General features: G+C 67.0%; 27 protein-coding genes. 12 read left to right on the plus strand and 15 right to left on the minus strand.

Annotated features, from left to right (window positions below):
- Nucleotides 1-81 precede the first annotated feature (81 nt).
- A complete protein-coding gene (locus QA609_RS16730; RefSeq protein WP_278303748.1) occupies nucleotides 82-750 on the plus strand; it encodes a type 1 glutamine amidotransferase in 669 nt (222 codons plus the stop codon).
- Between the two features lie 13 nt (nucleotides 751-763).
- Here QA609_RS16730 and QA609_RS16735 read toward each other — a convergent pair whose 3' ends face one another.
- Entirely contained in the window at nucleotides 764-1,702 is a 939-nt protein-coding gene (locus QA609_RS16735; protein ID WP_278303750.1) for an alpha/beta hydrolase, read from the minus strand.
- A 114-nt stretch (nucleotides 1,703-1,816) separates the two neighbouring features.
- Between QA609_RS16735 and kynU the strand changes: the two genes are divergently transcribed.
- Nucleotides 1,817-3,115 carry a kynureninase gene (gene kynU, locus QA609_RS16740; protein ID WP_278303751.1) on the plus strand — a complete coding sequence of 433 codons (1,299 nt, stop codon included), beginning with the start codon at nucleotides 1,817-1,819 and terminating at the stop codon, nucleotides 3,113-3,115.
- Here the strand turns inward: kynU and QA609_RS16745 are convergent.
- On the minus strand, nucleotides 3,112-4,332 hold the full coding sequence (locus tag QA609_RS16745) for an FAD-dependent oxidoreductase (protein ID WP_278303752.1): 1,221 nt from the start codon (nucleotides 4,330-4,332) through the stop codon (nucleotides 3,112-3,114). The two genes, kynU and QA609_RS16745, sit on opposite strands and share 4 nt — an antisense overlap.
- A 39-nt stretch (nucleotides 4,333-4,371) precedes the next feature.
- Nucleotides 4,372-5,460: a radical SAM protein gene (locus tag QA609_RS16750; RefSeq protein WP_278303753.1), complete on the minus strand. Its 1,089-nt coding sequence runs from the start codon at nucleotides 5,458-5,460 to the stop codon at nucleotides 4,372-4,374.
- A gap of 117 nt (nucleotides 5,461-5,577) precedes the next feature.
- Here QA609_RS16750 and QA609_RS16755 point away from each other — a divergent pair, with 117 nt between their 5' ends.
- Nucleotides 5,578-5,898: an Htur_1727 family rSAM-partnered candidate RiPP gene (locus QA609_RS16755; protein ID WP_278303754.1), complete on the plus strand. Its 321-nt coding sequence runs from the start codon at nucleotides 5,578-5,580 to the stop codon at nucleotides 5,896-5,898.
- Between the two features lie 96 nt (nucleotides 5,899-5,994).
- Here the strand turns inward: QA609_RS16755 and QA609_RS16760 are convergent, their stop codons facing one another.
- Complete coding sequence (locus QA609_RS16760; protein WP_278303755.1) at nucleotides 5,995-6,396, minus strand: MoaD/ThiS family protein; 402 nt, start codon at nucleotides 6,394-6,396, stop codon at nucleotides 5,995-5,997.
- Between the two features lie 237 nt (nucleotides 6,397-6,633).
- Here QA609_RS16760 and QA609_RS16765 point away from each other — a divergent pair, with 237 nt between their 5' ends.
- Nucleotides 6,634-7,281, plus strand: a complete 648-nt coding sequence (locus tag QA609_RS16765) for a hypothetical protein (protein ID WP_278303756.1) — start codon at nucleotides 6,634-6,636, stop codon at nucleotides 7,279-7,281.
- Between the two features lie 28 nt (nucleotides 7,282-7,309).
- Here QA609_RS16765 and QA609_RS16770 read toward each other — a convergent pair whose 3' ends face one another.
- Nucleotides 7,310-7,918: a universal stress protein gene (locus QA609_RS16770; protein WP_278303757.1), complete on the minus strand. Its 609-nt coding sequence runs from the start codon at nucleotides 7,916-7,918 to the stop codon at nucleotides 7,310-7,312.
- A 157-nt stretch (nucleotides 7,919-8,075) separates the two neighbouring features.
- On the opposite strand from QA609_RS16770, the gene QA609_RS16775 reads away from it, so the two are divergent.
- Both QA609_RS16775 and QA609_RS16780 read left to right on the plus strand, forming a co-directional pair.
- A complete protein-coding gene (locus tag QA609_RS16775) occupies nucleotides 8,076-9,650 on the plus strand; it encodes a long-chain fatty acid--CoA ligase (protein ID WP_278303758.1) in 1,575 nt (524 codons plus the stop codon).
- Between the two features lie 169 nt (nucleotides 9,651-9,819).
- On the plus strand, nucleotides 9,820-10,857 hold the full coding sequence (locus QA609_RS16780) for a DMT family transporter (RefSeq protein WP_278303759.1): 1,038 nt from the start codon (nucleotides 9,820-9,822) through the stop codon (nucleotides 10,855-10,857).
- 211 nt (nucleotides 10,858-11,068) lie between these two features.
- Here QA609_RS16780 and QA609_RS16785 read toward each other — a convergent pair whose 3' ends face one another.
- Both QA609_RS16785 and QA609_RS16790 read right to left on the minus strand, forming a co-directional pair.
- Entirely contained in the window at nucleotides 11,069-11,605 is a 537-nt protein-coding gene (locus QA609_RS16785) for a hypothetical protein (RefSeq protein ID WP_278303760.1), read from the minus strand.
- Nucleotides 11,606-11,678: 73 nt separating this feature from the next.
- Nucleotides 11,679-12,146, minus strand: a complete 468-nt coding sequence (locus tag QA609_RS16790; protein WP_278303761.1) for a dCTP deaminase — start codon at nucleotides 12,144-12,146, stop codon at nucleotides 11,679-11,681.
- A gap of 89 nt (nucleotides 12,147-12,235) precedes the next feature.
- On the opposite strand from QA609_RS16790, the gene QA609_RS16795 reads away from it, so the two are divergent.
- Nucleotides 12,236-13,498 carry a Zn-dependent hydrolase gene (locus QA609_RS16795; protein WP_278303762.1) on the plus strand — a complete coding sequence of 421 codons (1,263 nt, stop codon included), beginning with the start codon at nucleotides 12,236-12,238 and terminating at the stop codon, nucleotides 13,496-13,498.
- Nucleotides 13,499-13,554: 56 nt separating this feature from the next.
- Entirely contained in the window at nucleotides 13,555-14,247 is a 693-nt protein-coding gene (locus QA609_RS16800) for an O-methyltransferase (protein WP_278303763.1), read from the plus strand.
- Here the strand turns inward: QA609_RS16800 and QA609_RS16805 are convergent.
- Entirely contained in the window at nucleotides 14,232-14,687 is a 456-nt protein-coding gene (locus tag QA609_RS16805) for a hypothetical protein (RefSeq protein WP_278303764.1), read from the minus strand. The genes QA609_RS16800 and QA609_RS16805 overlap by 16 nt on opposite strands.
- A 324-nt stretch (nucleotides 14,688-15,011) precedes the next feature.
- Between QA609_RS16805 and QA609_RS16810 the strand changes: the two genes are divergently transcribed.
- Nucleotides 15,012-15,182, plus strand: a complete 171-nt coding sequence (locus QA609_RS16810; RefSeq protein WP_278303765.1) for a hypothetical protein — start codon at nucleotides 15,012-15,014, stop codon at nucleotides 15,180-15,182.
- On the opposite strand, the gene QA609_RS16815 is transcribed toward QA609_RS16810, so the two are convergent.
- On the minus strand, nucleotides 15,179-16,051 hold the full coding sequence (locus tag QA609_RS16815) for a tetrahydrofolate dehydrogenase/cyclohydrolase catalytic domain-containing protein (RefSeq protein ID WP_278303766.1): 873 nt from the start codon (nucleotides 16,049-16,051) through the stop codon (nucleotides 15,179-15,181). The genes QA609_RS16810 and QA609_RS16815 overlap by 4 nt on opposite strands.
- A 97-nt stretch (nucleotides 16,052-16,148) precedes the next feature.
- On the opposite strand from QA609_RS16815, the gene epsC reads away from it, so the two are divergent.
- On the plus strand, nucleotides 16,149-17,006 hold the full coding sequence (gene epsC / locus QA609_RS16820) for a serine O-acetyltransferase EpsC (protein ID WP_278303767.1): 858 nt from the start codon (nucleotides 16,149-16,151) through the stop codon (nucleotides 17,004-17,006).
- 3 nt (nucleotides 17,007-17,009) lie between these two features.
- Here the strand turns inward: epsC and QA609_RS16825 are convergent, their stop codons facing one another.
- Both QA609_RS16825 and QA609_RS16830 read right to left on the minus strand, forming a co-directional pair.
- The gene (locus tag QA609_RS16825; RefSeq protein ID WP_278303768.1) at nucleotides 17,010-17,876 is read right to left on the minus strand and encodes a methylenetetrahydrofolate reductase; all 867 of its coding nucleotides are present in this window, start codon (nucleotides 17,874-17,876) and stop codon (nucleotides 17,010-17,012) included.
- Nucleotides 17,876-19,246, minus strand: coding sequence for an aminomethyl transferase family protein (locus tag QA609_RS16830; protein ID WP_278303769.1), 1,371 nt, complete (start codon nucleotides 19,244-19,246; stop codon nucleotides 17,876-17,878). Before QA609_RS16830 ends, QA609_RS16825 begins: the two co-directional genes overlap by 1 nt.
- 195 nt (nucleotides 19,247-19,441) lie before the next feature.
- Between QA609_RS16830 and QA609_RS16835 the strand changes: the two genes are divergently transcribed.
- Both QA609_RS16835 and QA609_RS16840 read left to right on the plus strand, forming a co-directional pair.
- Nucleotides 19,442-19,747, plus strand: coding sequence for a hypothetical protein (locus tag QA609_RS16835; protein WP_278303770.1), 306 nt, complete (start codon nucleotides 19,442-19,444; stop codon nucleotides 19,745-19,747).
- 315 nt (nucleotides 19,748-20,062) lie between these two features.
- Nucleotides 20,063-21,859 carry a BCCT family transporter gene (locus tag QA609_RS16840; protein WP_278303771.1) on the plus strand — a complete coding sequence of 599 codons (1,797 nt, stop codon included), beginning with the start codon at nucleotides 20,063-20,065 and terminating at the stop codon, nucleotides 21,857-21,859.
- Between the two features lie 79 nt (nucleotides 21,860-21,938).
- Here QA609_RS16840 and QA609_RS16845 read toward each other — a convergent pair whose 3' ends face one another.
- The 4 genes from QA609_RS16845 to QA609_RS16860 all read right to left on the minus strand — a co-directional run bounded on the left by QA609_RS16845 (nucleotide 21,939) and on the right by QA609_RS16860 (nucleotide 23,386).
- Nucleotides 21,939-22,361 carry a universal stress protein gene (locus tag QA609_RS16845; protein WP_278303772.1) on the minus strand — a complete coding sequence of 141 codons (423 nt, stop codon included), beginning with the start codon at nucleotides 22,359-22,361 and terminating at the stop codon, nucleotides 21,939-21,941.
- Between the two features lie 86 nt (nucleotides 22,362-22,447).
- Entirely contained in the window at nucleotides 22,448-22,603 is a 156-nt protein-coding gene (locus tag QA609_RS16850; RefSeq protein ID WP_278303773.1) for a hypothetical protein, read from the minus strand.
- Nucleotides 22,604-22,640: 37 nt separating this feature from the next.
- A complete protein-coding gene (locus QA609_RS16855; RefSeq protein WP_278303774.1) occupies nucleotides 22,641-22,811 on the minus strand; it encodes a hypothetical protein in 171 nt (56 codons plus the stop codon).
- A gap of 137 nt (nucleotides 22,812-22,948) precedes the next feature.
- A complete protein-coding gene (locus QA609_RS16860; RefSeq protein ID WP_278303775.1) occupies nucleotides 22,949-23,386 on the minus strand; it encodes a universal stress protein in 438 nt (145 codons plus the stop codon).
- Between the last annotated feature and the right edge of the window lie 103 nt (nucleotides 23,387-23,489).

The raw sequence follows: 23,489 nt of genomic DNA on the forward strand, positions 1-23,489 counted from the left end.
CTCGTTCGGTCGTTCGGCACCCGTCACCGGAACCACCGCGATATATACTATCGCGACCGAATAGCGGAGTAGGAAACACGAATGACCGCGCTCCGCTCGAGTTCTCCGACGCTGTACGTAGTTCGTAACGAGGTCGATTCCGGCTGCGAGTACCACTGTGACGCCGTCGCCGCCCGCGTTCCCGACGCCGTCGAGATCGATTTCGTCGCGGGCGAACGACCACCGCTCGAGGACGCCGACGGCGTCGTGCTGACGGGAAGCACCGCGGCCGTCTACGAGGCCGACCGCCGGCCGTGGATCGCCGACCAGGAGGCGCTGGTCCGCGACCTCGTCGATCGAGAGATCCCGACGCTCGGAGTCTGTTTTGGCCACCAGGTAGCCAACGCGGCGCTCGGCGGCACCGTCGAGAACGTCGGCACGACCGCGACGCTCGTCGAGACCGACCTCGCGGACGACCCGCTGCTCGAGGGCGTCGACCCCGTCGTCCCTGCGGTCCACGGCGACGCCGTCACCGAGCCGGGCGAGGGGATGGACGTGATCGCCGCGGCCGACCACGCCCCAGTGTTCGGCACGCGCCACCGGTCGGCCCCGCTGTGGACCGTCCAGTTCCACCCCGAGATCACCGCCGCCGTCCGCGACCGCCTCGTCGCGGACTTCGACTGGGAGGCCGGGCAGTTCTCCTTCGAGGACGTCTCGGCCGACCACGTTTTCGAGAACTTCCGGGCGCTCGTCGACGAGCGGACGGGGTGATCGAGAGGCTGCGTCAGGAATCGCGATCCAGCAGCGAACCGACGGCGTCTGCCACGTCGTCCATGGCGGCGTCGGCGCGGTCGACCTCGTCGGTGAGACTCAGGTATCCGTGAGCGAGCGACGGGCAGTGGCGGTGGCGCGTTTCGACGCCGGCGGCTCGCAGCCGGTCAGCGTAGGCGACGCCCTCCGACCGGAGCACGTCGTGGCCGGCGGTCGCGATCACCGCGGGCGAACAGCCCGCGAGCGAGTCGGCCCGCAGCGGGGCCGCGAGCGGGTTCTCGGCGTCGGCTGGCTCCGCAAGGTACTGCTCCCAGAACCACGCTACGTCCGCCCGGGAGAGCAACGGCGCCTCCGCGTGGTCGCGGTACGAGGACCTGTCGAAGTCGCGATCGAGCATCGGATAACAGAGCAGCTGCACGGCGAGGGAGAGGTCCCGATCGCGAGCCCGGAGCGCGAGCGCGGCGGTGAGCCCGCCCCCGGCGCTGGTTCCGGCGACGCCCAGGCGGTCGGGGTCGACGCCGATCCGATCGGCCTCGTCCCGGATCCACTCGAGGGCGGCCGGGAACGGGTGTTCGGGCGCCAGTCGGTAGTCGACCGAGACCACGACCGCGCCGATCCGCGCCGCGAACTCCCGACAGAGATCGTCGGCCGAGTCGAGCGTGCCGAGGACCCAGCCGCCGCCGTGACAGAAGACCAGCGCCGGGGGTGGGCTCCGCTCGGCCCGCGAACCGGGCCGGTAGATCCGTACCGGAACGTCGCCGTCGGGTCCGTCGAGACGTCGGTCTCGGACCCGCTCGAGCGTCGGGCCACTGCCTGCGGCGAAGACCTCGTCCTCGAGGCGTCGCGCCTCGGAGACGGACAGCTCGTGCCACGCGGGAAGATCGGCCACCCGGCCGTTCCGGAGCAGGTCGGCAAGCTGGGGGTCGAGCTCCGCGGTCGCCTCGTCGTCCATACGCCGCCTGGATCCCGGAGGACATTAGCGGTACCGTCGCACCGTCGGTTCGTGCGGGCACGACCGCGACCGCGGCGCCGAAACCTTCCAGTGGGCACTCCCCAACTATCCGGCATGGACCCCGGCTTCGACCCGGATCGACCCGATGGCGACGCGGCCGACCCCCGCGAACGGGACGCAAACGACCCTCTCGCCGAGTTCCGGGAGCGGTTCGACGTTCCCGGCGAGCTCTACCTGGACGGCAACTCGCTGGGCCCGGTCTCGGACGCCGCCGAGCGATCCCTCCAGCGCGCCCTCGAGGAGTGGCGCGAGCTCGGCATCGAGGCGTGGACCGAGGCCGACCGTCCCTGGTTCCGGTACGGCGAGTCCCTCGGCGACGACCTCGCGTCGCTGGTCGGCGCCGACGGCGACGAGGTCGTCGTCGCCAACTCGACGACGGTCAACATCCACACGCTCGTCGGCACCTTCCTGGACGCCCGGGACGGCCGTCCGCCCGGAATCCTGGTCAACGAGCTCGACTTCCCGACCGACCACTACGCGATCCGATCCCAGCTGCGCCAGCGCGGGTACGACCCGGATGAGCACCTCCACGTCGTGGAGAGCCGCGACGGCCGAACGATCGCGGAGGACGACGTCGTCGCCGCCCTGGAGGACCGCGAGGTCGGCATCGTGTTCATGCCCTCGGTGCTCTACCGGAGCGGGCAGCTGCTCGATATCGAACGCATCACCGACGCGGCCCACGAACACGGCGCCCTCGCCGGCTTCGACCTCGCACACTCGGTCGGCGTCGTTCCTCACGAGCTCTCCGCACACGGCGTCGACTTCGCCGTCTGGTGTAGCTACAAGTATCTCAACGCCGGCCCGGGGGCGATCGCCGGGCTCTACGTCAGCGAGCGACACTTCGGCGAGAGGCCGGCGCTCGCGGGCTGGTGGGGCCACGAGAAGGAGACGCAGTTCGAGCTCCGCGAGCGGTTCACCCCGGCCGACTCCGCCGGCGCGTGGCAGATCGGGACGGTTCCGGTGCTCTCTGCAGCGCCGCTGGCCGGCTCCCTCGAACTCGTCCGCGAGGCCGGCATCGATCGGATCCGGGAGAAGTCCCTCGCGCTGACGGCAACGCTCATCCGACTCGTCGACGAGACCCTCGAGGCGTACGGCTGTACGGTCGGGACACCGCGGGCACCAGACGCCCGGGGCGGTCACGTGGCGATCGAACACCCCGAAGCCGAACGGGTCAGCGAAGCGCTGCGCGAGCGCGGCGTCGTCGTCGACTTCCGCCCGCCGAACGTGGTCCGTGTCTGTCCGGCCCCGCTGTACACCGGGTTCGTCGACGTCCACGAGTTCGCGGCCCGGCTCCGGGACGTCCTCGAGACGGGCGCCCACGAGGACGTCGATCCCGACGGCAGCGTGAGCTAGGTGCCGACGACGTCCTCGTCGGTCGGCCCCTGCCCGTCGAACTCGTCGACGAGCGCGTCGAGGCGCTCGGGATCGTCCGCGCCGGTGAGCCGTCGGGTCGCGGTCTCACAGTCGGCGTCGACGCCGAGGTCCGCACAGACCAGATCGGCCGTCGCCTCGGCCATCTTCCGGTAGGTCGTCAGCTTCCCGCCGACGATCGTCGCGAAGTTGGCGACGTCCTCGTCGGCGTGGTCGAGCAGGTGAAAGCCCCTCGAGATGCCCCGCGCGTCGAGGGCCGCCTCCTCGGGTTCGTAGAGCGGACGGACTCCCCACCACGTCCGCAGGTGGGCGGCGTCGGCGACCGCGGGCAGCATCTTCGCACACTCCTCGACGGAGCGCTCGACCTCCCAGTCGGCTCGCTCGTACTCCTCGGGGTCGTCGACGGGGACGCTGGTCGTTCCGAGGACGACCTCGTCGTCGTGGGGGACGACGATGTCGCCGTCGTCGGGATCCCGACAGCGGTTGAGCACCGGCCCGAGCCGATCGTAGTCGACCGAGACCATCACACCCCGCGTCGGGCGGAGCTCGACGGTCGCGTCGACCAGGTCGGCGATCGACGACGCGTAGGGTCCCGCAGCGTTGACGACGTACGTCGGTTCGATCGTCCCGTCGACCTCGCCGCCGAGCTCGATCTCGGTAATGCGGCCGTCCTCGCGGCGCATGTCCGTCACCGGGGCGTGGGTCAGGATCTCCGCGCCGTGTTCGCGGGCGTCGGCCGCGTTCGCCGCGACCAGCCGCGAGGGGAAGACGACACCGTCGGGGACTCGCATCGCCCGCTCGATATCGTCGCTGAGATCCGGGATCTCGGCGCGGGCCGTCTCGCCGTCGACGACCTCGGTCTCGATCCCGACCTCGGCGCAGGCCTCGCGTTTGGCCTCGAAGTAGGCGGGGTCGTCCTCGCTCAGCTGGACGAACAGCCCGTCCGTCTCCCTGACGCAGGCGCCTGCGATCTCGGTGAGCGTGCGACTTTCCTCGAGACAGGCCCGAGCCTCGGGCTCGTCGGCCTCGGCGTATCGGGCGCCGCTGTGGAGCAGGCCGTGGGAGCGCCCGGAGGTGCCCGCCGAGAGTCCGCCGCGCTCGGCGAGGGTCACGTCGACGCCCCGAAGCGCGAGGTCCCTGGCGATTCCGGTGCCGGTGGCGCCGCCGCCGACGACGAGGACGTCGGTTCGGTTGTCCATATCTCCTTCCAGGGACCGCGGAGGGACATACCTTTCACCTCACGCAGTAGGGCTCGAGGAATCCCACGGGAGGGGGCCGTCGTACCCCGGCGGGACGTACGGACAGAGCGGGTCGCTCGCGAGCGGGTCTCCGGTGTGGGCGTACGCCCGCGAGCGACTGCCGCCACAGATCGCCCGGTAGGGACAGGCGCCACACTTCCCCTCGAGGGTGTCCCGATTCCGGAGCTCGCGGAACAGGGGTGCCTCGCGGTAGAGCTCGTGAACGGGCTGTTCACGGACGGAGCCGGCCGACTGGGGGAGAAAGCCCGAGGGGTAGACCTCGCCCGTGTGGCTGACGAACGCGAAGCCGTCGCCCGCGATGACCCCGGTTCGACCGCCCTTGCCCCCGCCCGCCTCCGACGCATCGTCCGCGCTGCGCTGGGCGAGCACGCGACGGTAGTGAGGTGCCTCGGTGGTCTTGAGCCCGAACGGCTCCTCCTCGGCGACGGCCGCGAGCCACCGCATCACGGCGTCGGCCTCGGCGGGGTCGATCGGATCGAGGACTCGCCCGCGACCGATCGGAACCAGGAAGAACACGCTCCACAGGACGGCGCCGAGCTCGCTCACCAGAGAGCGGATCGCGGGGAGTTCGCCGACGGTCTCACGGCAGACGGTCGTGTTGACCTGGACCGGGATCCCGGCGTCTCGAGCGTCCTCGACGGCTCGGATCGTCTCGGCGAAACTCCCCGTCTCCCCGCGGAAGGCGTCGTGGCCCTCGGCGGACGCTCCGTCGAGGCTGACGGCGATCCGCTCGAGCCCCGCGTCGGCGAGCGCCTCGATCCGCTCGGTCGACAGCGAGCGAGTTCCGCTCGGCGTCATCGTCATCCGCAGTCCCAGCTCGTCGCCGTAGGCGACCAGCTCCGCGACATCGTCCCGGACGAGCGGATCTCCGCCCGAGAGGACCACGAGCTGCCCCTCCCCGAACGCGGCCGCGTCCTCGAGCAGGCGCTTTCCCTCGTCGGTCGTGAGCTCGTCGGGGTGTCGGTCGGGCTGGGCGTCGGCCCGGCAGTGGTCACAGGAGAGGTGGCAGGCCTGGGTGACCTCCCAGATGAGCACGACCGGTCGCTCGGACGTATCGACGTGGTACATCGGTTCGAAACTGATCGCGGCGGTAGCAAAACCGTCCCTCGCGTTCTCGAGGTCCGGGAACGGGCGGGAAGATGTTCGCCACAACCGTCTTCGGGCAGGCGTCGACTCGACTCCCGTATGGTCGAGAAGACGGGACGCTCGAGGATTGATGGGGAGTTCGCGAGGGCGAGCCCCCGCTGGGAGGTGTTCGTTCGCGACGAGATGTCCGATCAGTTGACCTACGCAGGTAGCGTGATCGCAGGCGACGGCGAGGCGGCCCACGAGCACGCCTCGCGGCTGTTCGGCTGGTATGCCGTCGAGGTGTGGGTCTGTCCGGCCGACGAAATCGAGCGCTACTCGTCGCGAGAGTCCGAGGGTGACGATCGAGACCCGGAGGACGAAGCGGAGCCCCGCGTCTACGAGGAGACCGAGGGAACGCCTCGAGCGCGCGAGCGCTGATGCGGATTGCTGTACCGATTTACCGGCGCAACCGCCGCCCGGGTCGCGGTTGCGCTGGAAATGACGTACAGTAAACCGTATGGACGACGGTGCGACTCAGCAACAGAACATGAACGGGTAGATCAGCGCTACCCGGTCACCCGCCTCGAGTTCGGTCTCGAACCCCTCGAAGTGTTCGTTGAACCGCCCGTTGATACAGACGCGAGCGTAGGGGCGGGTCTGGTCGCCCTCGGGGTTTTTGCGCCACGTTCCGGGGAGCTCGTCGGGAACCGGCGCCCAGCCGCGGGCCGTCGCATCGGCCTCGGTCTCGGCGATGAGCATCTCCTCGACGTCGTACTCCTCGAAGAAGGCCTCGAGGAACTCCCGCAGGCTCGTCCCCTCGAAGGTGAACTCGAGGTCGTGATCACCGACGGCGTCCCGGACGTGGCCCGTACAGCGAACGTCGACGGTCGTCGTTTGCACCTGCTGATCGACTGCAGCGGTCGTCTCCGTTGTCATAACCGAGACGACGGGCCGAGAGACCAAACGGATAGTTCCGAACATGTTCGTCGGGTGCGGGGCCGCATCGACCGTACTCGCCCCCGGTACGACGGGTTCCCGGATCGGTTGGCGATGACTATTTTTGGGGATCGACGGAACTTCAGACAACATTTAGTAAGAAATAAACAGTATTTCAGCCTAGGCGAAGGAAGAAAAAGATTATGTGTCGTTGATTGCTGCGTTTGAGTGCAGACAATGTCCCTCCAAACAGACCACCTACCGCGTTCTGCCGACGACGGGCAAGACTCGGTCGGGGAGATGGCGTCGCTCGACGACGACGACGTCTTCCACATTCTCCAGACGAACCGCCGTCGTGACGCGATCCGTTATCTCCTCGAGCACGACGAACCGGTCAAGATGCGCGACGTCGCCGAGTACGTCGCCGCCCTGGAAAACGACACGACCGTCGCGGAACTGAGCTCGACGGAGCGCCAGCGCGTCTACATCCCGTTGTACCAGTCTCACCTCCCGAAACTCGACTCGGAGGGGATCATCGAGTACAACAAGTCCCGCGGGATCGTGCGCCCGACCGAGACGCTCGAGCTGTTCCGCCCGTACCTCGAGTTGCCCGGCGCCGACGGCGAGGGCGACACTAACACCGACATCGGCGGCCGGCTCGAACGCCGCGAGACCGTCCTCGCCGTGACGAGCGCGAGCCTGCTGCTGTCCTCGGCGATCGGCGTCTACGCCGCCGTCAACGCCGCCGCGACGAGTTTCGCGCTCGCAGCCGTTATCGGCGCGATCGCGATCCCCGGGCTGGCGCTCGGAACGATCGCCACCGCGGCGTTCGCGCTGCTGGTCGGAACGAACTACGAACCGTCGTTCGGCCCGTTCTCGGAGTAGGGACTCGAGAACGAGAGGTGGGTGTCTGTTACTCCGTTATGCGAGCCGTTCCCGTAACCGCGTCGACGTCGACCGCGACGAGCCCGCGGTCGGTCTCGAGCGTGACCGTCCAGGTTCCGCTGGTCCGGTAGGGTTGCTCCCGAAGCGAGAGTTCGGTGTACCCCTCGTCGGTCGCCTTCGTGCGGGCGATGCGCTCGGCCGCCCCGGGCTCTTCGATCTCGATCTCGTCGGTGAGCCGGACACTGACGACCGGAACGTCCGACAGCCGGACGACCCGTTCGGCGACGCTCCCGACCAGCACGCGGTCGAGTCCCGTCCGCCCCTGCGTTCCCATGACGACCATGTCGATCCCCGCCTCCTCGATGTAGTCGAGGATCTCCTCGTGTGGAACGCCGCTTTCGACCGCGGTCGTGACCGCGATCCCGTCGCGGACGGCTTCGGTCTCGACCCGTTCGACCGCTCGTCGCGCGCCCGCCGTCACGTCCGCCCGATCCTCGAGGGTGCCGAGCGGTCCCTCTGGAACGACGGACAGCGCGTGGACCGTCGCGTCGAAGCGGTCCGCGATCGTCAGCGCGTGGGTGATCGCTCGTCGGGTCCCGTCGCTCCCGTCCGTCGGCACGAGGACGTTCTGGTACATCGGGCCGAAGGTTAGCGTGGTGGGGATAAATAGCCCGGGCTGACGGCCGGTGGTACCGACTCCTTCGTCAGTGTGTGTTACGGTCGGTAGCCGACAGACCGATTCTCTCGAACAGTGTAAACGCTTTTTATCGCACGCGAAGACGTTGTCGTGGAACATGGCAAACCTTGTCAACCACGTCGCGAAGACCGTCCGCCAGCACGGCGAGAACGCTGCGATCGGGTTCCGCGGGAGCGAGACGAGCTACGAGGAGTTCTGGGGACAGACCGGCGCCTTCGCGGCCGCGCTCGAGGAGCGCGAGATCGGCGAGGACGACCGGGTCGCGATCTATCTGCCGAACGTGCCGCCGTTCGTCGTCGCCTTCCACGGCACGCTGCGGGCGGGCGGGGTCGTCGTCCCGATGAATCCGCAGTACAAGGCCCGCGAGATCGGTCACCTGCTCGCCGACAGCGAAGCGACGGTCGTCGTTACGCTGGCCGATCTCGTTCCGTTCGTCGAGGAGGTACGCGACGAGACCGAGGTCGAACACGTCGTCGCAGTCGGCGGCGAGACAGACGGCGCGACGCCCTTCGAGGAGTTCCTCGAGCCCGGCACGCCGGACGTCGTCGAGCGCGGCGACGACGACGTCGCGGTCCAACCCTACACCAGCGGGACGACGGGCCGTCCCAAGGGCGTCCAGCTCACCCACCGCAACCTCGAGTCCAACGCCCGGATGGCCAACGAACTCATTCCGGAGGGGATCCGCCCGGACGACAAACAGCTCGGCGTCCTCCCGCTGTTCCATATCTACGGGATGACCGTCGTGATGAACGCGACGCTGTTCGGAGGCGGTACCTACTACGCGGTGCCGGAGTGGGACGCCCAGGAGGCCGTCTCGATCGTCGAGGACCAGGAGCTGACGCTGATGCACGGCGTGCCGGCGATGTACAACGACGTCATCAATCAGCCCGACGCCGAGTCGTTCGATCTCTCCTCGCTGCGGCTCTGTGGAGTCGGCGGCTCGGGGATCCCCGTCGAGGTCCTCCGACGGTTCGAGGAGCTGTACGACGTCCGGCTGTACGAGGGGTACGGACTGACCGAGACCAGCCCGATCACCCACTTCAACAGCCCCGTCGACGGGCGACGCGTCGGCAGTATCGGGCGGACCGTTCCCGGGGTGGAGGCTCGAGTCGTCGACGAGAACTTCGAGGAACTCGCGCCGATCGCCGAGGGCCCCGTCGACGAAGCGGACACGGACGTCGACGAGATCGCCGGGGAGATCGTCGTCTCCGGGCCGAACGTGATGAAGGGCTACTACGGCCTCCCCGAGGCCGACGAGAAGGCGTTCACCGAAAGCGACGGCAAGCGGTGGTTCCACACGGGCGATCTCGGTTACCGCGACGAGGACGGCTTCTTCTACGTCGTCGACCGCGAGAAACACATGATCGTCACGGGCGGCTACAACGTCTACCCGCGGGAGGTCGAGGAGTTGCTGTTCGAGCACGGGGCGGTCGCCGACGCCGCAGTCGTCGGGATTCCGGACGAGCGCCGCGGCGAGACCGTGAAGGCGTACGTCGTCCCCGTTCCCGACGCCGACGTCGAACCCGACGGGATCAGGGAGTACTGTCTAACGAATCTCGCGGAGTACAAACACCCTCGCGAAGTCGAGTTCGTCGAGGAACTTCCCCGGACGACGACCGGGAAGGTCCAGAAGTTCAAGCTCCGCGAGCGCGAGGCGGACACCGCGGAGTAGCGGCTCGAGGAACGGGTTCGAGCCACGAGACATCGGACGACGGTCGGGAGGCGGAAGCGTCACCCGCGTGCGCTCCGATGGGACGTGATATCACGGTTCTCAAAAGTCCTTTATTTTAGTATCACGTATCCAGTACGTCGCCTTTCCTGCGGGTGGGCGCAAGGTGCAAATGACGAACACAAGAGATGTACTCCTATTCGGACTGCTGGCTGTCGTGTGGGGATCTGGATTTACCGCGATCGAAATCGGACTGGACTCGTTGCCGCCGCTGCTGTTCGCGGCGTTTCGTTTCGACGCCGCCGCGGTGGTTTTCTTCGCGCTCGTCGTCGCGAGCGGCGCCCGGTGGCGACCGGGAAGCCGCGACGACGTCTGGCTGGTCCTGACGACGGGCGTGCTTCTCGTCGGCGTCCACTTCGCGTTGCTGTTTCTCGGCCAGAGCTACGTGACGAGTGCCGTCGCAGCGATCGTGCTGAGCGTCGCGCCGATCGTCACACCGGCGTTTGCGCTCAAGTTGCTCCCGAACCAGCGCATCCGAGCGACCGACGTTCTCGGCCTGCTCGTCGGCCTGACTGGCGTCATTACTATCGCCGCCGCCGGGGGTTCCTTCGGCGGCCGGCTGGTCGGGGTCGCGCTCTTGCTCGGTGCGGCTCTCTCGTTCGCGCTCGGCTCCGTCCTCGCCCAGCGGTTCACGCGGACGCTCCCGCTCGTCTCGCTGCAGGCCTGGGCGATGCTGGTTGGGGCGGTAACGCTTCACGCAACGAGTCTCGTCCATCCCGCGGAGTCCGCGCTCGACCTCGAGTGGACCGGCCCGGCGCTCGCCTCGGTCGCGTACCTCGGACTCGTCTCCACCGTCGGCGGGTTCCTGCTGTACTTCACGCTGCTCGACCGGATCGGCGCGACCAACTCGGGCCTGGTCAGCTACGCGACGCCGATCGTCGCGGCCGTCTTCGGCGCGGCCCTGCTGGGTGAGCCGATCACGACCACGATGGCGTTCGGCTTCGCGCTGATCCTCGCCGGCTTCGCGCTCTTCCAGATCCGTCCGCTTTGGCGCTTCGTCCGGGGGATTCAGCAGTCTCGGCGCGCTCGAGACTCCCTCGAGTCGAACTCGATACGGATCGGCGGAAACGAGTACGCCTGCATACCCCCCGAACCGGAGGTCGACGACTACGACCGGGACTCCTACGGAATCCCGACTGCGGACGACTGAGGACGTCGGATTCCGCTCCCGCTCGAGTACCCGTGCTCACTCCGTTCGCTTCGAACCGTGCACCGTTCGTACGATACGCGGGACCGTCGGTCCCGTACTACTCGCGAAGACCTCGCGCGACATCGTCGAGCGTCCTCGCTCGCGGCCGGTCGGTTTGCTCACGGGTCACTACGTTCCCGTTCGCCGGTGCGCACCACCCCAGGAGAGGACCTCACTGATCTTCGGGGTCGAGTTCCTCGAGGTGACAGACGTCCGCGTCGAGATCGGAGGTCGTCGACCGACAGCGCGCGAACCACGTCCTCGTCTCGTCGTTCGACAACAGGTCGGCGACCGCGGCGTAACAGTCGACCGCTCGATCGTCCTCGCGGTCGCCCGACCGTTCGCCGTCGTCGTCGGCGTCCCTGGCCGCGTCCGTCTCGAACACCCGGATCGACGCCGCCTCGTGGCCGTCGAACCGAACGTCGACGCGGTACCGCCCCGGTTCGGCCGGCCAGCCGCAGTCGACGTCCGTCCCCGGGACGACCCCCTCCTCGTCCTCGTAGGCCGCCACCGTCTCGGTCGTCGAGAAGACACGCTCGTCGCCTCGGTGGACGTCGATACCGGCGGTCCGCTCTCGTCGAGTCTCGTTCGTGAGAACGATCCGGCCCAGATGGACGTCTTCCCCCCGGTCGCGGAAGGCGGCAACACAGCCCGCGGTAGCACCGACGGAGACGGAGCCGAGGGAGGCGAGAACCGTTCGGCGATTCATACCCGACACGCTCCGGGCTCAACAAAGTATCTTCGGGCTGGCAGAAACGAACCGCGAGACGACGCCCGTATGCCTACGGCTCCTCGAGACCGCTCCCCTCGAGCGAGGTGCCGACGGGCGCGAGCGTCGACACGCGAGCGTTCTCCTTGATCTCGAGCCCCCCGTCGGGAACTGAAAGCGGGAGCAGCGGGAGGTGAGAACTGACCTGGACGGTCGGGTGTGAGCCCCCGCGGGCGAGCAGTTCGTTGTTCGGCTGGAGGAGCAGCGGCTCCTCGAGATCGGTGAGGAACTCGTTGTGCTGGAGGACGTACCGGCCGCCCTCGAGGGACCACCAGCCGTACTCGTCGTCGGGGTCTCGCCGGGCAGTTTCGACGGGCTCGAGGTCGGCGTCGGCCAGCTCGTCGCCGCCGAAGTCGAGGCTTCCGGGGGCGGCAACCTGGTAGATCGCGCTCACCGTCAGGTCGATCCCGCGGTCGTGGACCTGTACCGGTTCGTACACGAGGTTGTCGACGGCGTCGGCGATCGGGTGGTCGTCGCTCATATCGGTCGAACCGACGGTCCCGAGCGGCAAAAAATGTGCCGCCCGCGAAGAGCGAAACGGTATCGTACCGCCGGGAGGAACGGCGACGCATGGACGTCAATCGGCGACGACTGCGAGAGGACATCGAGGAGAACGCCGCGTTCGGCGCGACCGACGCCGAGAGGGGACGGGGCCGGACCGTCCTCGCGGGAACCGAAGCCAACCGGGAGGCGCGGGATCGGTTCGTCGACCGCTGTAAGGACGCAGGTCTCGAGGTCACGGTCGACGCCGTCGGCAACATCGCGGCGACCTGGCTCCCCGAGGGCGCCGATCCCGAGGCCGCGCCCATCGCGGCGGGCAGCCATCTCGACTCGGTCCCCGAGGGCGGGATCTTCGACGGGCCGCTGGGGGTCTACGGCGCCCTCGAGGCCGTCCGGACGCTACAGGAGACCGATCTCGAGCGCAGTCTCGAGCGCCCGATCGCGGTCGTCTCGTTCACCGAGGAGGAGGGCACCCGCTTCGGCGGTGGGATGTTCGGCTCGTCGGTCGCCACGGGTCGCCGGAGCGTCGACGACGCGCTCGCCGCGACCGACGACGAGGGGGTCGCCGTCGCGGACGCCCTCGAGTCGATCGGCTACCGCGGCGAGGGGGTTCTCGACGCGAGTGCGTGGGATAGCTTCCTCGAACTCCACGTCGAGCAGGACACCCGCCTCGAGGAGCACGGGGTCCCGGTCGGAATCGTGACGACGATCACCGGGATCGCCCACGCGACGGTCGAGATCGAGGGCGAGGCGAACCACGCCGGAGCGACGGGGATGGACGAGCGGACGGACGCCCTCGCGGCGGCCAGCGAGTTCGTGCTCGAACTCGAGTCGGCGGGCCGCGAGCATGCCGCGGCCGGTGACGGGACGGCCGTCGCGACCGTCGGCAAGGGAACCGTTCGCCCGAACGCGACGAACGTCGTCCCCGGCGCGGTCGAGCTCGGCGTCGACGTGCGGGACGTCAAGTACGACACGATGGGGTCGATCCTCGAGACGGCGACGACGACCCTCGAGCGACTCGAGGCCGACCGTGGCGTCGAGACGAGCTTCGAGCGCGAGATCGACGTCCAGCCGGCGCCGATGGATCGGCGGTGTCGGGACGCCCTCGAGCGGGCCGGCACCGAGGCGGGAATCGACACCCTCGCGATGCACTCGGGGGCGGCCCACGACGCAATGCGGGTCTCGCGGGTGACCGACGCGGGGATGCTGTTCGCCCCCTCCGAGGACGGGCTCTCGCACACGCCCCTCGAGTGGACCGACTGGGCGGACTGTGCGACGGCGACCGAGGTTCTCGCCGGAGCGCTGGCGCGACTGGCTGGCGCCGAGGAGTAGTCGGGCGGCTCGAGGGGTTCCAGAACGCTTTGGTACGGCCTCCCGTAAGGGGAGATATGGTCGACGTCCTCAGCGAGGAGATGGAGCGGTTCGTTCGCGCGGTCGGCCCGGAGCCCGACGAGACTTTACGCGAGATGGACGAGTACGCCGACTCGGCCGGCTTTCCCCACGTCGGACCTGAGGTGGGCGGTTTCCTGCGATTTCTCGCCCGCGTCGTCGGCGCCGAGCGGGTCTTCGAGTTCGGCTCGGGATACGGCTACTCGGCGTACTGGTTCGCGGACGCGCTCCCAGAAACGGGTGAGATCGTCCTCACCGAGGTCGACGAGGACGAACTCGAGCTGGCCCGGAAGTACATGGCTGCGGGTGGGTACGACCACCGCGCGTGCTACGAACTCGGCGACGCCCTCGAGACGATCGAGGAGTACGCGGGGCCGTTCGACGTCGCGCTGATCGACCACCAGAAACACCGCTACGTCGACGCGTTCGAGGCGATTCGACCGAAGATCCCCGTCGGCGGCGTCGTCGTCGCGGACAACGCGATCACCGCGGGACCGATCGAGTTCGAGACGCTGCTCGAGGTCGTCGAGCGGGAGGCCGAGCGAGAGGGGGAGTGGACGATCCCCGACTCGGCCAACGAACACACCCGCGGTATCGCGGCCTACCTCGAGCGCGTAACCGGCGACTCGTCCTTCGAGACCGTCGTCCTCCCGCTCGGCGAAGGGATCGCCGTCAGCTACCGGGTGGAGTAGTCCGACGTGTCGCCCTCGAGGGCCTGCTCGTCGGCGACGTCGGCGCCCGAACTCGCGTACTCCCGGAAGCCGAGGAAGACCGTCGTCGAGCAGGGTAACAGCAACGCGGCCCAGGTCAGTGCCGACAGCGAGTGAACGCCCGCCGCCGTCGGCCCGGGTGCGGCTCCCGCGATCGTCTCGAGGCCGACGAGATGTAGTCCCGCGACGCCGAGGAAGGCGATCCAGAGCCCGAGCGAGAGCCGGGCCAGCGTCGGGCGCGAGACCCGGTTGGCGTACAGTGCGGCGCAGTAGACGCCGCCGACCGCCAGCGCGGTCGCGCCGGCGGTCATCGCGGGACCCACGCCCGCGGCGGTCGCGGCGCCGGCACCGGCGAAGAGGGCGAACGAGACGGCGAGCAGCCGCCGATCGGACCGATGAACTGTCGGGAACACGTCGAGCACCGTTTTCCTGGGAGCAACACTCGACCGTACAAATACCTGTTGGCTGCCTCCGAACCGCCCGGATTCGCCTGCACGACCGGGATCCGGTAAACGCGAGGAACGGAGTCCGCGTCGCTCGATGTCGACACCGAACCGCCGCGCAGTACGACCGCGATAGACCGGGATCGGATCGTTCTCGACCGCCGATTTTATACTATTCACCCGTTCCAACATCTGGGCCCATTATCTCCAAATAACTCGAGACAATGGAAAGATAGCAGGTCGATAACCTCGAATTATGTGCGATACAAAATTTTTAATCCGATCGAGCCTCGACGTTCGAGTATGAAGAGCACCCGTATCGACTCGGACGACCAGTACGATGTTGACTACTACCTTCCGGGGACGCCCACGGCGTTTGAAACTCCCGATAGCCTGATCGGGACCCTCGAGCAGTTGTTCCGTCCGCGCGGCCGGATCGGAGCGGAGCGAGAGCGCGAGAAGACGAGCCGCTAACCCTCGCGGTCCCCGTCCCGCCGCGTCGCGGTCCGAACGACGTTTTCGACGAGCGCCGCGAGGGTCACCGGACCGACGCCGCCGGGAACGGGCGTGATCGCGCTCGCTCTTTCGGCCGCGCTCTCGAAGGCCACGTCGCCGACGACCCCCTCCGGTTTTCGAGTCGCACTGACGTCGACGACGACGGCACCGCTCGAGAGCATCGAACCGTCGACCACCCCTGGAGTGCCGGCCGCGGTGACGACGATGTCGGCTCGGCGCGTGTGGGCGGCGAGATCCGTCGTCCTCGAGTGACAAACCGTGACGGTCGCGTTACCGACCGACCGGTCCCACAGCAGTCGGTTCGCCAGCGGCGTGCCGATCACGCCGGAGCGACCGACGACGACGACGTCGGCTCCCGCGACCGGGACGTCGTACGCCGAGAGCAGCCGGCACACCGCGGCCGTCGTCGCCGGAACGAACCGCGGCTCGCCGGCGACGAGCCGCCCCACGTTCTCGAGGTGGAGGCAGTCGACGTCTTTCGTCGGCTCGAGTCGCCGTCTGACTCCCGTTAGCGAAACACCGTCGGGCAGCGGAACCTGGACAAAAACGGCGTCGACCACGGGATCGTCGGACAGTCGTTCGACCTCCCGGTAGAGCCGTTCGGCGGGTGCGCCGGGCTCGAGCCGGACGTCCCGGGTAGCGATTCCGACGTCGTCGCAGGTCTCGTGTTTCAGCTCGACGAACCGTTCGTCGGCCGGATCGTCGCTCATCAGGACCGTCGCGAGCGTCGGCGTCGTCCCCTCCTCGCGAAGGGTTCGGACCCGCTCGGCGACGCGCCCGAGGATCGGTTCCGCGACCGGTTCCCCGCGAAGCAGCTCTGTCGACACAGTCGACGTTCGTCGACCGGCGACTTGTAGGGTTCGCCGGCCCCGCGAGACTCGAGCGGCTGGAAAACCTTTGGTCCTCCCGTTCGAGTATCCGACCATGGCATACGAGTACACAGGTGATGCGGCCGCGCGTCTCCTCGAGACGTACGACACCGACGCCGCCACGGGTCCGGAGTCGGCGGCGCCGTTCCCGCAGGACCGCAGACGGCCGGAGCTGAACCTGCTCAGGCGGCTCCTGTTTCCGGGCTGCTGGAACGCCCGGAAGCTGCTCGAGGACGAGGTCGCGGTTCGGAACACACTCACGGAGCTGGGTTCACACTACGAGGCGGGGATCCGAGCCTACTCGGGGTCGGATCCGGCGGGGACGACGACCGACGTCCTCGACCGCCTTCCGGAGCTTCGCCGAACCCTCGAGCAAGACGTCGAGGCCGCCTACAAGGGCGACCCGGCCGCGCGGTCGGTCGTCGAGATCGTTCGGTCCTACCCCGGTTTGCAGGCGATCATGGTCCAGCGGGTCGCTCACTGCCTCTACGAGGCCGGCGTTCCCGAGTACGCGAGGGAGCTCACGGAGTACGCCAAGACCGTGACGGGGATCGACATCCACCCTGGGGCACAGATTGGCGACCACTTCTTCATCGACCACGGCACCGGCGTCGTCATCGGCGAGACGGCGACGATCGGCGACTGGGTCAGGCTCTACCAGGACGTCACCCTGGGGGCGCTCCACTTCGAGGAGGAAGAGGACGACGAGAAGGCCCTCAAGAAGGGGTACAAGCGCCACCCCGACATCGGCGACAACGTGGTGATCGGCGCCGGAACGAAGGTGCTGGGCGCGATCACCGTCGGCGATCACGTCAGCATCGGCGCCAACTCCTGGGTGACCGAGGACATCCCGGATCACACCAGCGTGTTCGTTTCCGAACACCCCGAGCAGGAGCGAAAACGGAACGGATGAGCGTCAGCGGTGCTTCCCGAGGGTCTCGGCTCGCCAGGACTCGAGATCGGACGCCTGGTTGAACGCGTAGATGTGGACACCCCGGATGTCGTATCGGGGGTCGGTCGCGTACGGCGCGAGTCCCTCGAGCAGGGTGTCGGGCGAGTACGTCCCCCTGGAGCCGACGAGCTGGCGGACGAAGCCGACGATTCCGCTCGTCTTCTTGAGAAACCGGACGGAGTCGCCGACGCCGACCTTCTTCGAAATCCCGAGCAGTCGCTGGTACTTCATCACGCCCGGGATGCCGATCTCGACGGGGAGTTCGACGCCGCGGGCGCGAATCTCCTCGATCCACTCGAGAACGGCGTCGGGATCGTAACACAGCTGGGTCACGATGTAGGTGGCGTAGGGCTCCTTCTCGGCCATCGACTCGGCCAGCGTCTCGTCGTCGAGGAAGGCATGACCCTCCGGATATCCCGTGATCCCGACCTCGGCGAACGAGTACGGTAGCTCCTCGAGGGCAACCAGCAGCTCCAGGGCCGACTCGAACTCGCCGGCCGGCTCCTCGCGGTCCCCGCCCGGGACGAAGATATCCGTTACCCCGGCCTCGGTGAGACGCCGGGCGATCTCCTCGAGGTGATCCCGGTCCTCGACGTAGCGGGCGGCGACGTGGGGGACGATCTCGTAGCCGCGCTCGCTGGCCCGCTCGCTCCACTCGATCGTCGCCTCGAGCCCGAGCGTCGGGGAGGTGGTGATCGCGATCTCCGACCCCTCGGGGAGGTGGCCGAGCTGTTCGTCGATGCTCTCGAACGGCATCAGCTCGAAGCGTGGCTCCTCGAGGAGTTCGACCATCCCCTCGGCGGTCGGGACGGACTGAATCTCTCCGGACACTATTCGGAAGCCTCCTCGCGAGCGCTCAGCTTCGCCTGTTCGCGCGCACTCGGGTTGACCGAGGGCTTGAACGGAACCTCAGAGACCTTGGCGTACACCGGCTCACCGGGCTCCTCGGCGTACTCGTCGGGCAGGTGAACCTGGAACTCCGTCTCGATGTCGCCGTCGTACACCTCGGAGACGTCGCCGTCGAGCTTCTCGGCGGGGACGAACCCGAGCGCGAGGTTCGTCTCGAGTTCGGGGTTGTACCACGGCGAGGTGACGTAGCCACACTCCTCGCCAGTGTCGGGATCGGAGATGAGCCAGAAGTCGGGCGCGTAGTCCCGGATCGGCTCGCCGGCCAGCTTCAGTCCGACCATCTTGTGGACGAACGGGTACTCGCCGTCCTCGATCAGCTCCTGCTGGCGCTCGAGCTCCTCCTTGCCGACGTAGTCGGCGTCTTTGTCGTCGGGAACCTGGTAGGCGAGATTGACCTGGAACGGCGACGTCTCGTGGTCCATATCCTGGCCCCACGAGAGGATGCCGGCGGCGATGCGACGGTGGTGGGCCGGGGCGACCTGCATCCCGCCGTGGTCGACGACGGCCTCGTGAACGGGGTCCCAGACGGCTTCGGCGTGTTTCGTCGCGTCGCGAACGTAGATCTCGAACCCCTTCTCGCCGGAGAAGCCGGTCTGGCTCACCAGCACCGAACAGCCGTTGATCTCGGCCTCCATCAGCCCGTAGTAGGGAATCTCCTTGACCTCCTCGCCGACGACGTCGACCATCACGTCGACCGATCGGGGTCCCTGGATCTGCATCGGAGCGACGTCGATCTCGTCGATCTCGACGTCGAAGTTCTTCCCGACGTTGACTCCCTGGAGCCACTGCATCAGCGTCGAGTCGGAGATCGAGAACCAGAACTCGTCCTCGGCCGGGCGCAACAGGACGGGGTCGTTCAGGATGCCGCCGTCCTCGTTACAGAGGATGACGTACTTCCCGTGCATCGGCTCGATCTCGGTCGCGTCCCGCGTGATGACGTAGTTCGTAAGCGCCTCCGCGTCGGGTCCCTTGACGCGAATCTGGCGCTCGACCGCGACGTCCCACAGGGTTACGTGGTTGACGAGCGCGTCGTACTCTTCCATCATCCCCCCTTCTTCGGGCGTCAGCATCCCGCGCGGGTGGTAGATCCGGTTGTACACCGTCGCACGCCAGGCGCCGTTCTCCACGAAGGACTTGTGGAAGAACGGCGACTTCCGAACCCGCGTGGAGACGAGCATCTCGATCCCGGGATCACCGGACTGGCGAAGGTTCCGCGGGAGGGTTCGATCGGACTGGTCGACCGTCGGGTAGTTCGGGTGGCTCTCGCTCCGTCCTGCTTCCTTGTCAGACATTACCATATGTGTGTCTTCGGGAGCACATAAATGTGGGAGTTGAGGCTGGAAACCGGCCTCTGGAAACTCTACGTTACAGCGTTCTGGACTGTTGTGGATCGTTCTCGAGGAGCGGTCCCGGCCCCGGTCCAGGGCTCGAGCGACGGACGACCGCGGAGCCGCGTCTTTTTGTCGCTTCGGTGAGAGTGGTACGCCATGGCTCCGCTCACGGGCGGCGTTCCGCACTGTAACCGATGCGGGTGCGAACTCGAGGGGGACGAGGAAGGCTGTCCCCGGTGTGGGTTCAATCCCCGTCAGATGGGGCTACGGATCTCGATGGGGTTTCTCCTGATCGTCGTCTGTTCGATGACGGCGATCGTGCTCTCGATCCCCATCTGGACCGGATTAGCACCGCTTCTCGCCGGACTCGCCGCCGTCTCGTTCGGACTCGCCGTGGTGACGTTTCTCGTTTCGTTTCTCGCTACCCCGTCCCGATTCGGGTTCATATTCACGCGGCTCTGACGACCAGTCCAGCGATCGGGACTGGCATGGGTCGAAAGGACTATCCGACAGTGTGGTGCTTTGGCAACTACACGGATAGTTACCAAAGCTATATACCTGACAGCAGGGAATCGGTATAATGGGATTGGTAGGTGATGACATTCGAGATGCGTTCGCACGGCAACGGCGAACGGGCGGACCACGCAGTCGGGGCTGGTAAGTCGGATCGATCGGCTCGAGTGGAGTGTCACGAACTACCGCTTCGAACGGGATCGGCGCACGGCTTCAGGCGCTTCAGGCAGCACAACTACGGCGGCACGCACACGGAGGGAAACCATGGCAGACGAAGATAAGCGCGGAATACAGGAAAATCTCTTCCACGCGGAGACGGACCGAGAACCGGGTGACAGGAACTGGCAGGGGTACGGGTTCGACATCAACCCGCCCGTCTTTCTCACCGCGGGTGGGTTGATCGCCCTCTTTATTATCCTCTCGCTCGTGTTCCCGGACCAGGCCGGGGCCGTATATCAGGACACGAGGGTTGCGGTCTCGGACTACTTCGACTGGCTGTTCATCCTGGCGGCGAACTCGTTTATCATCTTCATGATCTATCTCGCCATCAGCAAGTACGGTTCGATCCGGCTGGGTGGCGTCGACGGCGAGAAGGAGTTCAGCGACATCTCCTGGATCGCGATGCTGTTCAGCGCGGGGATGGGGATCGGCCTCATGTTCTTCGGCGTCGCCGAACCGGTCTTTCACCTCTTCGACCCGCATCTCGGCGCGGAGGCGGGGACCGAGGGCGCCGGCGAGGTAGCACTCGCGGTGTCGCTGTTCCACTGGGGGTTCCATCCGTGGGCGATCTACGCGCTGGTCGCGCTCGGACTCGCCTTCTTCTCGTTCAACCGCGGGCTCCCGCTGACCTTCCGGTCGGTGTTCTACCCCGTACTCGGTGACCGGATCTACGGCTGGCCAGGACACGTCATCGACGTCTTCACGATCTTCGCGACACTGTTCGGCCTCGTCACCTCGCTTGGATTGGGCGCGTTACAGATCAACGCGGGACTAACGTTCGTCGGCGACGAGGTCGGCGCGTTCCCGGCCGTCCCCGACTCGATCTGGGTCGTCATCGCCATCATCGGAGTCGTCACCGGGCTGGCGATCATCTCGGTCTACCTCGGTCTCGACAAGGGGATCCGGCGACTCAGCAATCTGAACCTGGCGCTGATGATAACCCTGCTGGCGTCGGTGTTCGTCCTCGGACCGACGCTGTTCATCCTCGGGGCGTTCCCGCAGGCGATCGGCGGCTACCTCGGAAACTTCTTCGAGCTGTCGTTCTTCGGAAACACCTTCGACAATCACTACTTCCAGGGCTCGGAGTTCTACGGGCCGGGCGGCGAGGGAGAGGGGAACTTCCTCGTCGACTGGACGGTGTTCTACTGGGCATGGTGGATCTCCTGGTCGCCGTTCGTCGGGATGTTCATCGCACGAATCTCGAAGGGGCGTTCGATTAGGGAGTTCGTCGGCGGCGTGCTCCTGATCCCCGTCATCTTCTCGTTTGCCTGGTTCTCGGCTATGGGCGGAAGCGCGCTCAACTTCGAGCTGAGCGAGGCGACCGAGGGCGCGATCAGCGGCCCGGTCTTCGAGGTCGGCGAGGAGGTCGCGATGTTCGCGATGTTCGAACTGATGCCAGGGACGGTGATCCTCTCGTTGCTGGCGATCGTCCTCGTTACGACGTTCTTCGTGACCTCCACGGACTCGGGCTCGCTCGTCCTCGAGCACCTGAGTACTGGCGGGAAACACGAGACGCCGCCGGCCGGGCGGGTCTTCTGGGCCGCCTCGGAGGGGCTGGTCGCCGCCACCCTACTGATCGCCGGCGGTGACGCCGCCGTCGAGGCGTTACAGGCGGCCGCCATCGCGAGCGGCCTTCCGTTCACCTTCATCCTCCTGTTTATGATGTACGCCGTCCTCGTGGGGCTCAGACGGGAGTACAAAACGCTCCAGTCGGACGAGTTCGCCGAGCTGATCGAGGACCTCGAGGACGAAGACGAGATCGTCGTCACGAGTCAGACCGGCGACCTCGTCACGCACGTCAGAACCAGGGAGGGCACTGTCGTCGACGTCGGCGACGACTGAGACGGACCGCGTAACGGTTTTCCGGTGCAACCAAGGTGATCGGGTTGCACCGGCACTCACCTACGGGATGGAGATCCGCTCAGGAACGGATGACGGTGACCGGCTGCGGACACAGCTGAACGACCTTCTCGACGTTGGAGCCGAGGTACTTCTCGAGCGTTCCTCGGCCGCGTTCCGCCATAACGACGGTGTCGATCTCCGCCGTCTCGACGTACTCGAGGATCTGCTGTGCGACCTTACCGGATTCGACCACGCCGACGCCGTCGAGCCCTCGCTCCTCGGCTCGGTCGACGACCTCGCCGACGATCCCCTCGCCGTACTGTCGGTACTCCTCGAGTCCCTCCTCGCTCGCGCCGATACTGAGGATGTACGACGCCTTCGTCTCGACGACGTAGATTACGTGGACCTCGGCCCCGAACGTTTCCGCGAGATCCAGTCCGTGATCGATCGCCGCCGCGGCTTTCTCGCTCCCATCCGTCGCGATCAGTATCCTGTCTAACATCCTCTTACTGGGGTTTTTCGGCGGACTCGCGCAAATAGTTTGGGTCGAGTTCGGGGGTCCGAAAGGCGTGCTACCCGGGGGGGAGTTCACTCGAGGTTGATCTCGCGAAGGTAGATCGAGAACGCCACGAACGTTAGCAGCGTCCCGGCGATGAAGTGTCGACCCGCCAGCAACAACATGAGGCTCGCGGCTGCCAGTACCACTGCGAGAATCGTTGCAGCGATCGCGACGAATCTGGACATACCGAGGCCACTGTCCGGACGTGACTTATCGGTATCGTCAGTCCGAGGCGTCTCGCCACTCGGTGACGAGACCGATCCCGCCCAGGGCCACGCCGGCGGCACCGAGAAGCATCTCGAGGGGGTCGCCGGCGAGGAGCCCGCTTCCGAACAGGAGGAGGCCGCCGCCGAGCAGGAACAGCCGCAGGTACGTCCGCGGGGTCCAGCGCATGCGTTCGAAACGTCGGTTCGATCGCGAACGGCTCAAAGCTGGCGGTTCGAGGACGGAAACTCGGCGAGACGTCTCGATGTCGATGGGAGCCGGGTCGGCTCCGGAGAGAGTCGGAGGCCCGCACGCCCGTGCCGGGGCTAGGTCGTCCACTGTGTGCCTGCAACGACCGTTACCGGCGTGTCGGCCATTCGGATGACCTTCTCGGAGGTGCTTCCGAGGTGTCTGTCGATCGCCCCGTGGCCCTGTTTCCCCATCAAAACGAGATCGACGTCGTTCTCCTCGGCGTACTCGACGATCTCCTCGGCCGGCCGACCGGTTCTGATCACGCCCTCGCCGCTGAGATCGCGCTCGGAGACGCGCTCGATCACCTCGCCGACGACCTCCTCGCCGTACTTCCGGTAAGACCGGAGTTCGTCGTCGGAGATGCCGACCGTCAGGATGTAGCTCGCTTTGGTCTCGACCACGTACAGCACGTGTACCTTCGCACCCACTCGCTCCGCGATATCGAGTCCGTGTTCGACGCAACCCTCGGCCTCGTCGCTGCCGTCCGTCGCGATCAGAACGTTGTCGTACATGAGTATTCGTCCTCGTGCTCGTCTGAAACATCGAGAGTCACTCATATAGTCCTTGCTTTTGTTACCATGCATCACGATCCCGTCGATCGTTCGCCCACATCAG

The organism is Natronococcus sp. A-GB7 (assembly GCF_029688865.1).
In the GTDB taxonomy this organism is placed as follows: Archaea; Halobacteriota; Halobacteria; order Halobacteriales; family Natrialbaceae; genus Natronococcus.

What these genes read in the sequence shown, in the direction of transcription:
- QA609_RS16730 (WP_278303748.1), top strand. Translation starts at nt 82, where the DNA reads ATGACCGCGCTCCGCTCGAGTTCTCCGACGCTGTACGTAGTTCGTAAC.
- QA609_RS16735 (WP_278303750.1), bottom strand. Translation starts at nt 1,702, where the DNA reads ATGGACGACGAGGCGACCGCGGAGCTCGACCCCCAGCTTGCCGACCTG.
- kynU (WP_278303751.1), top strand. Translation starts at nt 1,817, where the DNA reads ATGGACCCCGGCTTCGACCCGGATCGACCCGATGGCGACGCGGCCGAC.
- QA609_RS16745 (WP_278303752.1), bottom strand. Translation starts at nt 4,332, where the DNA reads ATGGACAACCGAACCGACGTCCTCGTCGTCGGCGGCGGCGCCACCGGC.
- QA609_RS16750 (WP_278303753.1), bottom strand. Translation starts at nt 5,460, where the DNA reads ATGTACCACGTCGATACGTCCGAGCGACCGGTCGTGCTCATCTGGGAG.
- QA609_RS16755 (WP_278303754.1), top strand. Translation starts at nt 5,578, where the DNA reads ATGGTCGAGAAGACGGGACGCTCGAGGATTGATGGGGAGTTCGCGAGG.
- QA609_RS16760 (WP_278303755.1), bottom strand. Translation starts at nt 6,396, where the DNA reads ATGACAACGGAGACGACCGCTGCAGTCGATCAGCAGGTGCAAACGACG.
- QA609_RS16765 (WP_278303756.1), top strand. Translation starts at nt 6,634, where the DNA reads ATGTCCCTCCAAACAGACCACCTACCGCGTTCTGCCGACGACGGGCAA.
- QA609_RS16770 (WP_278303757.1), bottom strand. Translation starts at nt 7,918, where the DNA reads ATGTACCAGAACGTCCTCGTGCCGACGGACGGGAGCGACGGGACCCGA.
- QA609_RS16775 (WP_278303758.1), top strand. Translation starts at nt 8,076, where the DNA reads ATGGCAAACCTTGTCAACCACGTCGCGAAGACCGTCCGCCAGCACGGC.
- QA609_RS16780 (WP_278303759.1), top strand. Translation starts at nt 9,820, where the DNA reads ATGACGAACACAAGAGATGTACTCCTATTCGGACTGCTGGCTGTCGTG.
- QA609_RS16785 (WP_278303760.1), bottom strand. Translation starts at nt 11,605, where the DNA reads ATGAATCGCCGAACGGTTCTCGCCTCCCTCGGCTCCGTCTCCGTCGGT.
- QA609_RS16790 (WP_278303761.1), bottom strand. Translation starts at nt 12,146, where the DNA reads ATGAGCGACGACCACCCGATCGCCGACGCCGTCGACAACCTCGTGTAC.
- QA609_RS16795 (WP_278303762.1), top strand. Translation starts at nt 12,236, where the DNA reads ATGGACGTCAATCGGCGACGACTGCGAGAGGACATCGAGGAGAACGCC.
- QA609_RS16800 (WP_278303763.1), top strand. Translation starts at nt 13,555, where the DNA reads ATGGTCGACGTCCTCAGCGAGGAGATGGAGCGGTTCGTTCGCGCGGTC.
- QA609_RS16810 (WP_278303765.1), top strand. Translation starts at nt 15,012, where the DNA reads ATGAAGAGCACCCGTATCGACTCGGACGACCAGTACGATGTTGACTAC.
- epsC (WP_278303767.1), top strand. Translation starts at nt 16,149, where the DNA reads ATGGCATACGAGTACACAGGTGATGCGGCCGCGCGTCTCCTCGAGACG.
- QA609_RS16830 (WP_278303769.1), bottom strand. Translation starts at nt 19,246, where the DNA reads ATGTCTGACAAGGAAGCAGGACGGAGCGAGAGCCACCCGAACTACCCG.
- QA609_RS16835 (WP_278303770.1), top strand. Translation starts at nt 19,442, where the DNA reads ATGGCTCCGCTCACGGGCGGCGTTCCGCACTGTAACCGATGCGGGTGC.
- QA609_RS16840 (WP_278303771.1), top strand. Translation starts at nt 20,063, where the DNA reads ATGGCAGACGAAGATAAGCGCGGAATACAGGAAAATCTCTTCCACGCG.
- QA609_RS16845 (WP_278303772.1), bottom strand. Translation starts at nt 22,361, where the DNA reads ATGTTAGACAGGATACTGATCGCGACGGATGGGAGCGAGAAAGCCGCG.
- QA609_RS16850 (WP_278303773.1), bottom strand. Translation starts at nt 22,603, where the DNA reads ATGTCCAGATTCGTCGCGATCGCTGCAACGATTCTCGCAGTGGTACTG.
- QA609_RS16855 (WP_278303774.1), bottom strand. Translation starts at nt 22,811, where the DNA reads ATGCGCTGGACCCCGCGGACGTACCTGCGGCTGTTCCTGCTCGGCGGC.
- QA609_RS16860 (WP_278303775.1), bottom strand. Translation starts at nt 23,386, where the DNA reads ATGTACGACAACGTTCTGATCGCGACGGACGGCAGCGACGAGGCCGAG.